Raw genomic sequence first — 14,678 nt, 5'->3', positions numbered from 1 at the left:
ATTATATTTGTGAATTGGCTTTCATCCTTCTTCTTCTCCTTATCGATCGTCGCTTCCACCGATCAGGTAATACGAAGAACAGTAGATGTAGCAAGGTGAAGAAAAGAAGCGCGACTCCTTGCTCTGATAATAGATAATAAGGATGCGGGCCCAAAATATCAAGAATAGATGCGGTGGCTGGTTTGTGCATAAGAAACATGTAATTAGAACCTATGATGTAATTGATAAATCCAACTATAATAGCGAGAATATTTAAGGAAATCATGGCGGTTCCAATCGACTTCCAAGTGGGTTTGTATTCCTCAATCCAGGTCATATATAATGCTGAGAGAATAATAGCGAAATGGGCTGCGAAAAATTGTAGAAAACGAAAATGCGGGTATGTAAAATCTAGGCTTGGTGTAAGTACAGCTTGTAGCGCTCCTGTAATTCCAGCAAAAAAAACAATGGAGTACAATAAACGGCTTCTAGTAAAAAGCATGATTATAGCTAATAACAAAGTAATACTACATAATTCAAGAGGTAAGCTTGTTCGAGGATTCCATATTCCTTGTGCGACGTACCAGATATTTAGTGCGACTTCTGAAGCGATCAAGATTCCAGCGATCAAATAACGAATCATCTTTTTGATGGAAGGCTCTCTTTTAATAGAAGTTCTGAACGTGAACAATAATAGAGATAAGGCGATCAGAATGCTGAGCTGGATTAGATGTGCTGTGGTGTATGCATGGAAAGTATGTGTATTATCAGAGCTGAAAAATGAGGACATTATTGAACGTCTCCTTTCAAGTTTACAAGGAATAATAATAATGTAGTCGGTGATAATGATGAGTATAGCAAATATTGAAAGAAAACCAGAGTACTCTTTATTTGATTGATCTGTTTATTAGATGATAACAATATGAAAAGACTATTTCAGCTATTGTGTTTAAAGGGCTATACTAGATATATTAATGATTTATGAAATTTACGCTTCACCAAGCAACTATCATAGTTCAAAACGGAGGTATATCCGACAATGATAATGAATAAGCAACACACAAATGATCCATGGCAAACTTATTATGGTCCCAATCTTGGTTATGTACAGGAACAGTACGATCAATTTTTGAGAAACCCTGAATCTGTCGATGAGACCTTTCAACATTTATTTAGTTTGTGGGGAGCACCTCCTATAATTGCTGATGAAGTTAGTAGTCCGCAAGCACCTTCAGAACGAATTTCTTGGGATCGCAACCTGCTGAAAAAGGGTGTAGATGCTGGGAAGTTAGTATGGAATATCCGTGCCTATGGACATCTAGCAGCAGATATTGATCCTTTAGGGCTTCGACCTGCTTCTGATACAAGCTTGCTTGAATCAGAAAGGTACAATTTGTCAAAGGAAGATTTAAAAGCGTTTCCATCTTCCTTAATATGGCATCATGCACCTGAGAGCGTACCTAATGGTTGGGATGCTATTGTGAAGTTGCGTGAAATTTATACAGGAACGATTGCTTATGAATTCAGTCATATTCATGAGGAAGATGAACGGGTCTGGCTAAACCGCCAAGCAGAATCTCCGCGAGTGGAATTAAGCTTAGAAGAGCGGACAGCTCTCTTAAGACGGTTACTTCAAGTAGAGCAATTTGAAGAGTTCCTTCATCGTACATTTGTTGGACAAAAGCGTTTCTCTATTGAAGGAAATGATGTGCTCGTTCCTATGCTTGATGCCATGATGATATCTATGGTAGATAACGGTACGGAGCATATCTTGATGGGGATGGCACATCGTGGGAGATTGAACGTACTCGCCCATGTACTAGGCAAACCATATCAGAATATTTTCTCCGAATTCCACCATTCTCCAAATAAAAAGTTGATTCCATCAGAGGGATCTTCAGGAATTAGCTATGGATGGACAGGTGATGTTAAATATCACTTGGGAGCTAATCGCCTATTGAAAGAAGGAAGTCAGCTGGAAGCTAGAATCACATTAGCAAACAACCCGAGTCACTTGGAGTTTGTGAATCCAGTTGTAGAGGGCTATTCACGGGCAGCTCAGGAAGATCGCACCCAACCTGGATATCCTCGACAAGATGTGAATAAAGCGGCAACGATACTCATTCATGGTGATGCTGCTTTTCCTGGAGAAGGAATTGTTGCAGAAACATTGAACTTTACGAAGTTACCAGGTTATCAGAACGGTGGAACTATTCATATTATAGTGAATAATAATTTAGGGTTTACAACAGAGAGCAAGGATTCGCGCTCTACTCATTATGCTAGTGATTTGGCTAAAGGATATGAAATTCCAATTGTTCATGTGAACGCGGATGATCCTGAAGCGTGTATTGCGGCTGTTCGTATGGCGAGTGAGTATCGTAATAAGTTTAAGAAGGATTTCCTGATTGATCTTATCGGTTATCGTCGCTATGGACATAATGAAACAGATGACCCAGAAACAACGCAACCTTTAATATATCAAAAAGTGAAAAATCATGAACGAGTTAGCGTTCTATACCGTTCTGAATTATCCAAAAAGGGCTTGATTTTGGAAGAACAGGCAGAGCAGCTCAAGGAAAGTGTCTTAAACCGTTTGAAGGAAGCTTACGAGCAAATGAAACGTGATGATGTGCAGAATGCTACGAGTCGGACTATCGCGGTCATGGTGCCAGATGCAGCGAAGATAGCTTCCACTGCAGTACCATTAGATAAACTGCAGGAGATTAATGCAGGGTTATTGAAGCGTCCTGAAGGATTTAAGGTCTATCCTAAATTACAGCGTATACTCGAACGCCGTGAGAACTCTTTGAATGAAGGAGAAAAGGTAGATTGGGGGCTTGCCGAGACGTTAGCTTTTGCAACGATTATTGCAGATGGTACGCCTATTCGAATTAGTGGACAGGATGCGGAACGTGCGACATTTGCCCATCGTAATCTCGTATTACATGATCCTGATTCTGGAGCTACTTTCTGCCCTATACATGAATTACCACAAGCGAAGGCATCCTTCGCAATTCATAATAGCCCATTATCTGAAGCTTCGGTACTAGGCTTTGAGTATGGTTACAACGTATTCTCACCTGAGACGCTTGTGATTTGGGAAGCGCAATACGGTGATTTCTCTAACTGTGCCCAAGTGATCATGGATCAGTTCATCTCGGCTGGTCGTTCTAAATGGACACAGAAATCTAGCTTAGTTATGTTACTGCCTCATGGATATGAAGGGCAAGGACCAGAACACTCCAGCGCAAGGCTTGAGCGGTTCCTCCAACTTGCAGGAGACGATAACTGGATCGTTGCGAACTTGACTACTGCTGCTCAGTATTTCCATTTGTTACGTCGCCAAGCTAGCATAGCGAATACAGAGGAAGCAAGACCACTTGTTATGATGTCTCCGAAGAGTCTGATTCGGAATCCTAGAGTAACGTCACCTAGTCAAGATTTCACTGAGGGAACCTTTAATCGGATTCTAGAGCAAAGTGGCTTAGGAGAAATACCAGAGAATGTGGAACGCTTAATTCTGTGCACGGGGAAAATTGCAGTTGAAATGGAAGAGGCTTTAGATAATGAAACAGATAAGCGTCCTGGATGGTTACACATTGTACGTGTAGAGCAGTTGTATCCATTCCCAGAGCAAGAGATCAAGAATGTGTTAGATCGCTTAACGAAACTGCAAGAGATCGTATGGGTACAGGAAGAACCGCAAAACATGGGCGCGTGGCGTTATATTGAACCACGTATCCGTGCTATCGCACCTAATGGGATTTCGGTTGCTTATAACGGTCGTCCGGAGCGTTCTAGTACGGCTAGTGGTTATCAGAAAGTTCATTTATTTGAACAACAACAGATTATTTCATTGGCACTCCGTTTAAACCAATCACAGAATAATTAACTATCATATTTATAAGAGGAGGTAGAAGATTTGAATAATATTATTGTACCTGCAATGGGAGAATCTATTACCGAGGGAACGATCTATAAATGGCATGTGAAAGAAGGAGAAGCTGTTAAGCTAGGTGATGTCCTTCTGGAGCTTGAGACGGATAAAGTTAATTTAGAGATGAGTGCTGAAATAGACGGAGTTATAGAGAAGATACTTCGACAAAATGGAGATACTGTTCAAATTGGAGAAGTTATTGGGCGGATTCAATCAGGTGGAGAAGCTGGTGTTGCTGCAGAGGTTGCTTCTGAGAAATCTGTGCCCATCGATGAGAAGAAGGTAGTAGCAGAAGAGAAACCTTCTGCTATCGTTGCTGGTAAACCAGCAGAACCACATCAAGCGAATGAGAGTGCATCATTCCTAGCCGCATCACCTTCAGCTCGGAAGTTAGCACGTGAACGTGGCATTGAACTTGAACAAGTACAGGACAGAGATACGAAGGGTCGTATTTATCAGGAAAATGTTCGTAATCATTCAGAAGTTGCCAATGATCAGGTGAAGCGTTCTGGAGATGGACAAGGTGGTACTGGTGGAGCGAATCCGTTGGCACAGGCCGCACCAGTTCCTTCAGCACAGGAATTTGTGGTTGCAAGTTCCAAACCGATGGTGCGTGAACGGATGTCCCGCCGTCGCGTTACGATTGCCAAACGCCTAGTGGAAGCGCAAAGAACAGCTGCGATGCTGACGACATTCAATGAAGTAGATATGACTGCAATTCTTGATATTCGCAAGCGTCGTAAGCAGGCTTTTCAAGAGAAGCATGATGTGAATCTTGGATTTATGTCATTCTTTACAAAGGCGGTTGTAGGTGCGTTGAAAGCATATCCTCTTCTGAATGCCGAAATTGATGGAGAAGACATTCTCGTTAAGAAATACTATGATATCGGAATTGCTGTTTCAGCCAAAGAAGGATTGGTAGTTCCTGTCGTACGTGATGCCGACCGTTTAGGATTTGCGGAGATTGAAAGACAAATCGGTGAATTGGCAGGCAAGGCACGTAGTAATAAATTAAGTATTTCAGAGCTTCAAGGGGGTACCTTCACGATTACAAATGGAGGGGTATTCGGATCATTGTTATCTACCCCGATTCTTAATACACCTCAGGTAGGTATTCTGGGGATGCACAAAATCCAGCTACGTCCGATCGCTATTGATAAGGATACAATGGAAAATCGGCCAATGATGTATATCGCACTTTCTTATGATCATCGGATCGTGGATGGTAGCGAAGCTGTACGATTCTTAGTTGCAGTGAAGGAATTGCTTGAGGATCCTGAATCATTATTGCTCGAAGGATAATAGCAAGCTCTTTAAGCAGAAGAGGCAGGCCAATCATGGTCTGCCTCTTTTGGAATGAGAACAAATTGTGTTACCATGATAAAGGTAATATACAGTAATTCATCAAGAGTTAATGGGAGTGAAAAACATGAATAAACTACCCTTCCAAGAATGGGATGTTGAAGAAGTTCAGGAAAAGCTAAATGAAGGTGAAAAGTTTGAAATTATTGATGTTCGCGAAGATGATGAATGGGAATCAGGGCATATCCCACAAGCAAGACATATCGCTCTAGGGACGTTACCAGAACGTCATACAGAGCTGGATCCTAATCAAGTAACGCTTATAGTATGTCGAAGCGGAGGTCGCAGCACTAGAGCTTGCGAATATCTCACAGGACTAGGATATAAGGTGATAAATATGTCAGGCGGGATGTTGGAGTGGGACGGACCAGTCACATACGACCAGTAAGTATAAGGTGTTTATTCGCATTCGTTGTAAATATCAATCATTATAAAAAGGGAGCACGCCTATACAAACGGCATGCTCCCCTTTTATGGATTGGAATTGTGAATCGGCATATTTTAAAAGCATGAAGCCTCTATTTAATGGTTAATATGATTGCGCTCGAAATGGTATACCTCAGGGAAAGAGGTAGAATTATTCATTCTTTCGAGTTTGCGAATAATTTCTTTTTGCCATTTAAGATCTTCTACTCTTTTTGCGAGATTCAATAGGTCTAAATAGTCATCAATTTGCAAAGAGAGATGTTGCACAGATACAGTGTTCATGTGTTCGACTCCTTTTCGTCCAAGTGGATTCGAACATTAGTGTACCATATCTCTAATCTAATTGATAATGTTTCTCATAAACAAATTTATTTAGTGGGAGTGGCTCGGAAAGGATGAAGGAAGGTTTTGGGAATCTCTGTTTTGAAAGTCATCACTTCACCTTTCGTTGGATGCTCAAAAGCTAGTACTTGTGCGTGAAGCCCCATTCTTCCGATCGTTTTCGTCTTAGCCCCATATTTCTTGTCGCCTGCGACGGGATGACCGAGATCCTGCATGTGGACACGAATTTGATTCTTTCGTCCTGTTTCGAGATTCACCTCTAGTAGGGAGAAGTAGCTGTTGGTCTGAATGGTTGTATAATTTGTAATGGCCAACTGACCGTCATTAGCATAAGGGCTGGAGTACATTCTTAATGTACTACTTTCCTTGAGCCATGATGTAATCGTTCCTGTGGGCTTCTTAATCTTACCTTCAACCAATGCAATGTAAGTACGCTCCTTGACCATATCCTGCCACGAATCTTGAAGCTTCAGCTTCACTTCCTCATTCTTGGCGAACATCATGACACCTGACGTATCGCGATCAAGACGATGGACGACAAAAATACGATTAATTGGATTCTTTTCTCGAACATGTGCGGTAATTTGACGATAAGCAGTCAGCTCAGTTTCTTTCGAGGATGCAACAGACAGTAAGCCTGCTTCCTTGTACACAACAATAATATCCTCATCTTCATACATAATACGGAGCCCAATAAGTGGAATCTCTTCTTCGATCTTATCCTTAGAGACAATCACGGTATGACCCGGTTGAAGGGGGAAATTATAAGCAGTTTCCGCACGTCCATTTACGAAGATTTGTCCCCGTGCAAGCATTGATTTAACAGAGTTTCGTCCGATATTCGTTAGCGTATTCAGCAAGAATGCCAATAGTTCGGAGCTTTCATTCACTGTGTAATGCTTGTTAGGAGTTTGTTTGTCGTGATGTGATGCATTGGGTTTAGATTTATTATAAGATTGTTGTTGGCCTTGGCCAGAACGTTGTTTATTCTTCATATCATGAATTCTCCATCCTCATGTGGTTTACTGTCCAATAATACCATGAGTAATGGTGTAATGCCATGAAAGAGAAAGTCATATTCCTCAACTTAGGTTGCTCAATCCATCAAAGCCCAGTAAACTTGTATAACTAGGAAAATAGCTTGTTCGGTATTGAAAGACCAAGCAAAATAGTAAGGAGTTCATCGTGATGAGAATGGAACCAATGACATTGGACCGAGCGCAGGATTATCTGCAGAAATATTATGGCTATCCAGATTTTCGTGAAGGTCAAAGAAATATCGTATCAAGTCTATTAGATAGCCGAGATACATTGGGCGTTATGCCGACAGGTGGAGGGAAGTCCATCTGTTATCAAATTCCAGCATTGATGCTTCCGGGGCTCACGATAGTCGTATCACCGCTGATCTCTTTAATGAAGGACCAGGTGGATGCGCTGACAACAGCAGGTATCTCTGCAGCTTTTATTAACAGTACGCTTAGTGGAAAAGAAGTGAATGAACGAATCCGAGCTGCTGCGCAGGGGGAACTTAAGCTATTGTATGTGGCTCCCGAGCGCTTAGAGTTAGATTGGTTTCGAGAAGAAATGTCTTATCTCCCCATTTCCTGTGTAGCAGTAGATGAAGCACACTGTGTTTCTCAATGGGGACATGATTTCCGCACAAGCTATTTGTCTGTTGCCCCATTTGTAGAGGGGTTGTCACAACGGCCAATCGTAGCTGCATTCACCGCAACAGCTACTCCGGAAGTCATGGATGATATTGTGAAATTGTTACGTCTTAAGGAGCCACAAGTATTTGTTACTGGTCTGGGACGGGATAATCTGGCTATGTCCGTACTACGTGGTGAGAACAAACGTGAGTTTGTGATGGCTTATACGCTTGAGCATGCCCATGAAACAGGCATAATCTATGCAGCGACGCGGAAAGATGTAGATCTACTATCTGAGCGTCTTCAAAGCGCTGGCATTGCTGTAGGTCGGTATCATGCAGGGATGAGTGATGCAGATCGAGCAGCTAGTCAGGAAGGTTTCTTATATGATGATCTTCGAGTGATCGTTGCGACCAATGCATTTGGAATGGGTATTGATAAATCTAACGTTCGTTATGTTATCCATTACAGTATGCCGAAGAATATGGAAGCCTATGTACAGGAAGCTGGTCGCGCAGGGCGTGATGGAGAACCGAGTCAGTGTATCCTTTTGTTCAATGGGCAGGATATCATGACTCAAAAGTTTCTGATTGAGCAGAATCAGATGGATGATGAACGCAAACATAATGATTATCGCAAGTTGCAGCAGATGCTAGATTACTGTTATACCAACCGCTGTTTACGTAATGCGATGTTAGATTATTTCGGTGAGATTCATGAAGACAAGCCCTGCGGGACTTGTAGCTCTTGTACGGATGAGAGGGAGCTAGTCGATATGACGGTAGATGCTCAGAAGATATTCTCTTGCATACACCGTATGCGTGAACGATTCGGTGTATCTATGGTAGCATCTGTGCTCAAAGGGTCTCGGAATAAAAAAGTGTTGCAGTACGGTTTTGAAGGATTGCCGACCTATGGGACGATGTCCAATAGGACGGAGAAGGACATCTCGGAAGTCATTAACGTGATGGCTTCGGACGGATACCTCTCCCTCTCTGAAGGACAATATCCAGTGTTGAAGCTACAAGCTTTAGCCGCAGAAGTTCTCAAAGGGCAACGACAGGTCATGCAGCGAGTAGCCCGTCCCACGCGGACGAGTGGAACAGCAGCAGGAGGCTATAGCAGGACTAGAGGTAGGGATGATTCGCCATCGGCTGTTAATGAGACGGTGTTCGAACAATTACGTCTCGTTCGTCGTGAACTCGCGGGTAAGGAGCGTGTTCCGTCCTACATCATATTTAATGATGCAACATTACGTGAGATGAGTGTGGTATGTCCACAGACAGAGTCAGAGATACTGAAGATTAAAGGTGTCGGAGAAGTGAAATTCCGTAAATATGGTAAGCCGTTCCTAGATTTCTTTCAAAACCAGAGTCAGGACGGAATCATAGATGATTACGAATAAATGAGGGGTGTGTGAATAATGAAAGTCGTCTTATCTACTTTAAATGCCAAATATATTCATACGTCACTGGCAATCAGATTATTAAAAGCATTTAGTGAGAAAGAGTTCGATATCGAACTTGCTGAATATACGATTAAAGACCCCGTAATGAATATTGTATCCGATCTATATCAGAGGAAGCCTGATATTATCGGGTTCTCTTGTTACATTTGGAATATTGAAGAGACCATTAAGGTTGTTGATATTGTTAAACAAGTTATGCCTGAGGTAACGATTGTGCTGGGTGGACCAGAAGTCTCTTATGATACCCACCATTGGATGGAGCGTATTCAGAATGTCGATCACATCGTTATGGGCGATGGAGAAGAGACATTGCATCACTTGTTACAGACCATTCAAGGTGATCGGAAGTTCCATTTCGTATATGGTGCAACTTACCGCAAAGATAATGAGATTATTATTAATCCCGGACGTCCGAAGAGTGATTTAAATACGCTCCCAACACCGTACCGCTTCGCTGAGGATATCCCGGATTTGGGCAAACGTATCGTTTATTTTGAGACGAGTAGAGGATGCCCATTTAATTGCCAGTTTTGTCTATCCAGTATAGAAGTTGGTGTGCGCTATTACGATATTGAACGGGTGAAGTCAGATATTCTCTACTTGATCGACAATGGTGCGAAGATTATTAAATTTCTTGATCGCACGTTTAATATCAATCGTAACTATGCGATGGAAATGTTTGAATTCATTATGAATAACCATCGTGGCTGTGTGTTTCAATTCGAGATTACCGCTGATATCATGCGACCAGAGGTATTAGATTATTTAGCTAAGAATGCACCACCAGGAATATTCCGCTTCGAGATTGGCGTGCAGTCAACGAACGATATTACGAATGAACTGGTTAAGCGTCGTCAGAATTTCACGAAGCTATCGCGTACCGTGAACACAATCAAATCTAGCGGCAACATTGATCAGCATCTCGATCTTATTGCTGGATTACCAGATGAGGATTATGATACATTCCGTACAACGTTCAATGATGTATTTGCTATGGAACCGGAAGAACTGCAACTCGGATTTCTCAAAATGTTGAGAGGGACAGGACTCCGAATTGACGCGGCTAAATATGAGTATAAGTATATGGAATACGCACCTTATGAAATATTAAGTAGTAATAAGCTTTCATTTGCTGACATTATCCATTTGAAGCGGCTTGAGGATGTACTAGAGAAATACTGGAATGCTCATCGTATGGATCATACGTTGAAGTATCTTATGAAGAATGAATTTGACTCTCCATTTGACTTCTTCCAGGACTTCGGTGATTACTGGGAAGGGCAAGGTTGGCAGAAGATAGGTCATCAACTGGAAGACCTGTTCCTCCGTCTTCATAAGTTTCTTGAATACCGGGGCGTCCTACGGATGGACATTATATTAGGACTAATGAAACTAGATTATTTCATGAATCACAAATACAAACCACGTACCATTTGGTGGGATTCCCGATTGACTAAGGATAAATGGTCGGTGTTCATGAAGTCTCTTGTAGAGCATCCAGAGCAAGTATCTCCTGGATTTGAAGAACTTCAGTTAGATGAGCGAGGACTACTGAAACATGCTGTGATGGATGTTCTCCCATTTGATCTGGATGAGTTATTACAGCAAGAAGATGGCAAGGTATCGGATAGAAGGGATCAGCAGACATTGTTGATTGTTCTTTATCAGCAAGATGAGAGTCAGCGCCCTCGATGGTTTACGAAGAAGCTAGAACCAGTGGTTACACAATAAAACAACGGCTGCATGTTCCCTATGGGACATCGCAGCCGTTGTTTTATTTGTTATAATATAAGGCTATACGTTAAGCGTGTCGTTCCAACCAATCCAGCAGATCAGCAGTAACTTCGTCACGGTTGATTTCATTTAGCATTTCATGTCTTCCGCCAGGGTATAGTCGGCATTCGACATCCTTCACCCCTAATTTTAGGTAGATTTCATGAAGCTTAGTGACACCTTTTCCATACAAGCCAACGGGGTCACGATCACCAGCAAATAAATAGATAGGTTTATTTCTAGGAATACTCCGGTAACTAGCGGGCTTCTGTATGTTCTGTAATAATTGGAAGAAGTCACGGAAGAATCCAGTTGTACATACTTCACCACAATAAGGGTTAGCTATATATTTATCTACTTCATCCTCATCTCGAGATAGCCAATCAAATGTGGTACGTACAGGTGTTATACCTTGGTTATACCGTCCGAATATGATTGCATTGAGCATCAGACTACGATGGGATACACCCTGGAGTTTCACTTGAAATAGAGCTAAGCTTTTGGCTATACAAAGGTTAGGACGCGGGCCATTTGTACCCGATAAAATGAAACCTGAGTATGCTTCGCTATGATTCTCGATGATTCGCTGTGTTAGAAATGACCCCATACTATGTCCTAATAAATAATGAGGGATACCTGCATACTTATCTTTGAGTAGAGAGCTTACCTCGAGAATGTCATTCTCCATTCCATAGAAGCCATTCTCGCCAGTGTGCCCTAACTCTTCCATACTCTTGGCAGTCTTGCCATGCCCGCGTTGGTCATGCGCATAGACGGCATAGCCTGATTCACAAAGGGATGAGGCGACTCTAGCATACCGGTCTGCAGTCTCTGCCATACCATGGACAACCTGAATAAGACCTTTTAATGGAACGGAGACCTCAGGAAGCCACTCGTAAAGATGTAGGGTCATCCCTTGCTGATTAATTAGAGTAAATGAACGTTCTTTCAACAGATACCACCCCCACATTATCAATCAATAACGACTGTATCTCTTTGGATTTAAGGAAGATAAGAACGTAGAACAGTAGCATTCCCTTCGAGTTCATAGTGGAGTAAATTGGCAGGTAATAAGAAGCATTGTCCCGCTTTATAGTCTAAAGATCCATCACTCCAATTCAATGTCCCTTGACCTTCACAAATGACAAGAATTGCAAAGCTAGCAGGTGTAGTTGTTAGAGACCAACTTCCAGACACAATGCCTTTCTCAACGATGAAATAGGGAGATTTTGCGAGTTCTAGCCATTCGCCAGGTACCACAGAATCGGTCTTCATGGTTGTGGCACCTGAGCCCTCATAAGCTATAACATTCAAAGAATCTTCAATATGTAAATCACGTGGTTTCCCATCGAGACCTGGACGGTTATAGTCATACAGACGATATGTCGTGTCTGAGTTCTGTTGGATCTCTGCCACGACTACACCTGCACAGAGAGCGTGAACGGTACCTGCTGGGATGTAGAATGTATCTCCTGCCGCAACAGGTACCTCTCTTAGACTATCTGTAATGTTTCCGTTAGCGATAGCTAGTTGCAAGCTTTCACGTGTAACACCATCGTTTAATCCATATATAATTTTGGAACCCGGTTTGGCATCAAGTACATACCACATTTCAGTTTTACCCAATTCACCCTTTGGTAGTCCTTCATACTCATCTGTTGGGTGAACTTGCACAGACAAGTCGTCATTACAGTCGAGTAGTTTAATAAGTAGAGGGAAACGTCCATTGACCTCGGAGAAACCTTGGCTTCCGAACCATTCCTTACCGAATTGTTCACGTACTTGATCTAGTCCTAATCCAGTAAGTTCACCGTTCATGACATGGGTGATGCCATTTGGATGATCTGCGATCATCCATCCTTCTCCGATATGACCATCTGGAAGATCGAGACCGAATTGTTCGAGTGCTTGACCGCCCCACACGCGTTCTTTAAATTCAGGCTGGAATTGTAATGGATAAGGTTTAATCATAGTAAATCATCCTCTCGATTTTAGCTTGTTATATGATTTGTTTTCTATCGCTACCGTATAAGGTGCGTCTGAGCGTTGCAGCTGTTGGTAGATGATAGATTGTGCGATAGATTGCGGGATATTGGAAGCCCATTGTTGTACAGCTTCAGATTCTGAATCGCCTCCTGGATGTCCGGGATATAATACGATGGTTATAACACCACCAGGACGTAGAAGCTCAAGACTTGCCTGAAGTGCTGTGATGGTGCTGTCTGTCATCGTTATAATCTCTTTATTAGAAGCGCTTGAAGGCAAATATCCAAGGTTGAACATGACGGCAGCAAGCTTTCCATGATAGATCTGTGGGATCGCATCTTTCATGGAAGCATGGCTTTGAAGAAGTAGAGTGACAGGTGCTATGGCAGTGGCGGAACTCTGATCAAGCCTTTGTTGGGTGAGGGTAAGGGCTTCTTCCTGTATATCGAACCCAAATACATGCCCCTTAGGCCCAGCGGCTTGTGCTAGAAATAGAGTGTCTGAACCAGTTCCAATAGTCGCATCAATAGCAATATCTCCTGGTTTCAAACGTTCGGAGACTAGCCTATGAGCGAAGCTGAGGACGGAGAGGAAGCCCATATCAAGCGTTCCTCCAATACTTTCCTTGCCAAGTATCCCGCTCTTTAAGCTCAGTGTCGAAGGCATTCAGAACTTCCCACTTTTTGAGGCTCCACATAGGACCTATCAGTAGGTCTCTTGGCGCATCACCGGTGAGCCGATGAACGACCATTTCGGGAGGCAGTATTTCTAAGGTATCGACAATAAGCTTGACGTATTCATCTTTTTCTAAGAAGCGTAACAGACCAGCTTCATATTGCTTGACCATAGGAGTCTTGCGCATAAGATGTAATAAGTGAATTTTAATACCTTGGACATCCATTTGAGCAACAGCTCGCCCCGTTTCAAGCATCATCTCATGGCTTTCTTGCGGAAGTCCGTAGATGATATGAGTACATACGCGAATATTGTGCTTACGCAGCTTCTTAACCGCGTCCAAGTAAACTTGCGTGTCATGAGCACGATTAATGAGTTCAGAAGTAGAGTCATGAATCGTCTGGAGTCCCATCTCGACCCAAAGATAAGTTCGCTCATTTAGCTCAGCCAAGTACTCAACTACATCATCAGGTAGACAGTCTGGACGAGTAGCAATGGATAAACCTACAACCCCTGGTTGCTTTAAAATAACCTCAAAATACTCCCGTAACTCTTCTACAGGTGCGTAAGTGTTCGTATAGGCCTGGAAATAGCCAATATATTGTGCGTTGGGCCATTTTAGATGTTGCTTGTCACGTATCGTATTGAACTGAGTGACAAGATCATCCCGTCTACTCCCTGCAAAGTCTCCAGATCCCCTAGCACTACAGAAGGTACAGCCCCCTTTAGCAATTGAACCATCACGGTTAGGGCATGTGAAACCAGCATCGAGCATGACTTTGAATACTTTATCGTTAAACTGTTGATGCATTTCGTAGTTCCATGTATGAAATCTTTTATCTCCCCATAGTAATGGGTTAGCCATAGTTGAATGATTCATGAGGTACTCCTTTATGAACTCACATTATTAAGACATACAGCAACTATTATATCAAATGAAAGAGGAAAAGTAATGTGAGTAATCATATACCCCTTCACATAATAAGTTAATTCGTAACTTGTTTCAGGAGCGAGCAAAGAGGGTAAATAAAGTAATATTCATTTGACAGTCATTTGTTCGGAAAAGAATTCGTAGTGC

Annotated in this window: 12 protein-coding genes; 5 read left to right on the top strand and 7 right to left on the bottom strand. The window is 42.3% G+C overall.

Annotated elements, in window-relative coordinates; all coding sequences use genetic code 11:
- Position 1: 1 nt before the first annotated feature.
- The gene (locus ACP8HI_RS16750; protein ID WP_438347338.1) at positions 2-769 is read right to left on the bottom strand and encodes a YwaF family protein; all 768 of its coding nucleotides are present in this window, start codon (positions 767-769) and stop codon (positions 2-4) included.
- A gap of 249 nt (positions 770-1,018) precedes the next feature.
- On the opposite strand from ACP8HI_RS16750, the gene ACP8HI_RS16745 reads away from it, so the two are divergent.
- The 3 genes from ACP8HI_RS16745 (at position 1,019) to ACP8HI_RS16735 (ending at position 5,669) form a co-directional block, all read left to right on the top strand.
- The gene (locus tag ACP8HI_RS16745; protein WP_438347337.1) at positions 1,019-3,874 is read left to right on the top strand and encodes a 2-oxoglutarate dehydrogenase E1 component; all 2,856 of its coding nucleotides are present in this window, start codon (positions 1,019-1,021) and stop codon (positions 3,872-3,874) included.
- Positions 3,875-3,904: 30 nt separating this feature from the next.
- Positions 3,905-5,221, top strand: coding sequence for a 2-oxoglutarate dehydrogenase complex dihydrolipoyllysine-residue succinyltransferase (gene odhB, locus ACP8HI_RS16740; protein WP_438347336.1), 1,317 nt, complete (start codon positions 3,905-3,907; stop codon positions 5,219-5,221).
- 127 nt (positions 5,222-5,348) lie between these two features.
- The gene (locus ACP8HI_RS16735; protein WP_438347335.1) at positions 5,349-5,669 is read left to right on the top strand and encodes a rhodanese-like domain-containing protein; all 321 of its coding nucleotides are present in this window, start codon (positions 5,349-5,351) and stop codon (positions 5,667-5,669) included.
- A 134-nt stretch (positions 5,670-5,803) separates the two neighbouring features.
- Here the strand turns inward: ACP8HI_RS16735 and ACP8HI_RS16730 are convergent, their stop codons facing one another.
- Both ACP8HI_RS16730 and ACP8HI_RS16725 read right to left on the bottom strand, forming a co-directional pair.
- Positions 5,804-5,989 carry a hypothetical protein gene (locus ACP8HI_RS16730; protein ID WP_438347334.1) on the bottom strand — a complete coding sequence of 62 codons (186 nt, stop codon included), beginning with the start codon at positions 5,987-5,989 and terminating at the stop codon, positions 5,804-5,806.
- A gap of 86 nt (positions 5,990-6,075) precedes the next feature.
- A complete protein-coding gene (locus ACP8HI_RS16725) occupies positions 6,076-7,044 on the bottom strand; it encodes an RluA family pseudouridine synthase (RefSeq protein ID WP_438347333.1) in 969 nt (322 codons plus the stop codon).
- Between the two features lie 193 nt (positions 7,045-7,237).
- Here ACP8HI_RS16725 and recQ point away from each other — a divergent pair, with 193 nt between their 5' ends.
- Together recQ and ACP8HI_RS16715 are read left to right on the top strand one after the other, a co-directional pair.
- Positions 7,238-9,103 (top strand): DNA helicase RecQ, encoded by a 1,866-nt coding sequence (recQ, locus tag ACP8HI_RS16720; protein WP_438347332.1) that lies wholly within the window; start codon positions 7,238-7,240, stop codon positions 9,101-9,103.
- Positions 9,104-9,121: 18 nt separating this feature from the next.
- Positions 9,122-10,897 (top strand): B12-binding domain-containing radical SAM protein, encoded by a 1,776-nt coding sequence (locus tag ACP8HI_RS16715; protein ID WP_438347331.1) that lies wholly within the window; start codon positions 9,122-9,124, stop codon positions 10,895-10,897.
- Between the two features lie 70 nt (positions 10,898-10,967).
- Here ACP8HI_RS16715 and ACP8HI_RS16710 read toward each other — a convergent pair whose 3' ends face one another.
- From ACP8HI_RS16710 to ACP8HI_RS16695, 4 genes are read right to left on the bottom strand one after another with little or no spacing between them, the layout of a single operon-like run.
- On the bottom strand, positions 10,968-11,891 hold the full coding sequence (locus tag ACP8HI_RS16710; protein WP_438347330.1) for an alpha/beta fold hydrolase: 924 nt from the start codon (positions 11,889-11,891) through the stop codon (positions 10,968-10,970).
- 50 nt (positions 11,892-11,941) lie between these two features.
- The gene (locus tag ACP8HI_RS16705; protein WP_438347329.1) at positions 11,942-12,910 is read right to left on the bottom strand and encodes a type I phosphomannose isomerase catalytic subunit; all 969 of its coding nucleotides are present in this window, start codon (positions 12,908-12,910) and stop codon (positions 11,942-11,944) included.
- Between the two features lie 6 nt (positions 12,911-12,916).
- A complete protein-coding gene (locus tag ACP8HI_RS16700; protein ID WP_438351868.1) occupies positions 12,917-13,525 on the bottom strand; it encodes a class I SAM-dependent methyltransferase in 609 nt (202 codons plus the stop codon).
- Between the two features lies 1 nt (position 13,526).
- Positions 13,527-14,480: a TIGR01212 family radical SAM protein gene (locus ACP8HI_RS16695; protein WP_438347328.1), complete on the bottom strand. Its 954-nt coding sequence runs from the start codon at positions 14,478-14,480 to the stop codon at positions 13,527-13,529.
- Positions 14,481-14,678 lie beyond the last annotated feature (198 nt).

This window comes from Paenibacillus sp. FA6, from assembly GCF_051550225.1.
Classification (GTDB): Bacteria; Bacillota; Bacilli; order Paenibacillales; family Paenibacillaceae; genus Paenibacillus_AQ.
This window is presented reverse-complemented; position numbering and strand designations above follow the sequence as displayed.

Bases quoted from the DNA above. Each gene is read 5' to 3' on its own strand.
- ACP8HI_RS16750 (WP_438347338.1), bottom strand. From the start codon at position 769: ATGTCCTCATTTTTCAGCTCTGATAATACACATACTTTCCATGCATAC.
- ACP8HI_RS16745 (WP_438347337.1), top strand. From the start codon at position 1,019: ATGATAATGAATAAGCAACACACAAATGATCCATGGCAAACTTATTAT.
- ACP8HI_RS16735 (WP_438347335.1), top strand. From the start codon at position 5,349: ATGAATAAACTACCCTTCCAAGAATGGGATGTTGAAGAAGTTCAGGAA.
- ACP8HI_RS16730 (WP_438347334.1), bottom strand. From the start codon at position 5,989: ATGAACACTGTATCTGTGCAACATCTCTCTTTGCAAATTGATGACTAT.
- ACP8HI_RS16725 (WP_438347333.1), bottom strand. From the start codon at position 7,044: ATGAAGAATAAACAACGTTCTGGCCAAGGCCAACAACAATCTTATAAT.
- recQ (WP_438347332.1), top strand. From the start codon at position 7,238: ATGAGAATGGAACCAATGACATTGGACCGAGCGCAGGATTATCTGCAG.
- ACP8HI_RS16715 (WP_438347331.1), top strand. From the start codon at position 9,122: ATGAAAGTCGTCTTATCTACTTTAAATGCCAAATATATTCATACGTCA.
- ACP8HI_RS16705 (WP_438347329.1), bottom strand. From the start codon at position 12,910: ATGATTAAACCTTATCCATTACAATTCCAGCCTGAATTTAAAGAACGC.
- ACP8HI_RS16700 (WP_438351868.1), bottom strand. From the start codon at position 13,525: ATGGGCTTCCTCTCCGTCCTCAGCTTCGCTCATAGGCTAGTCTCCGAA.
- ACP8HI_RS16695 (WP_438347328.1), bottom strand. From the start codon at position 14,480: ATGAATCATTCAACTATGGCTAACCCATTACTATGGGGAGATAAAAGA.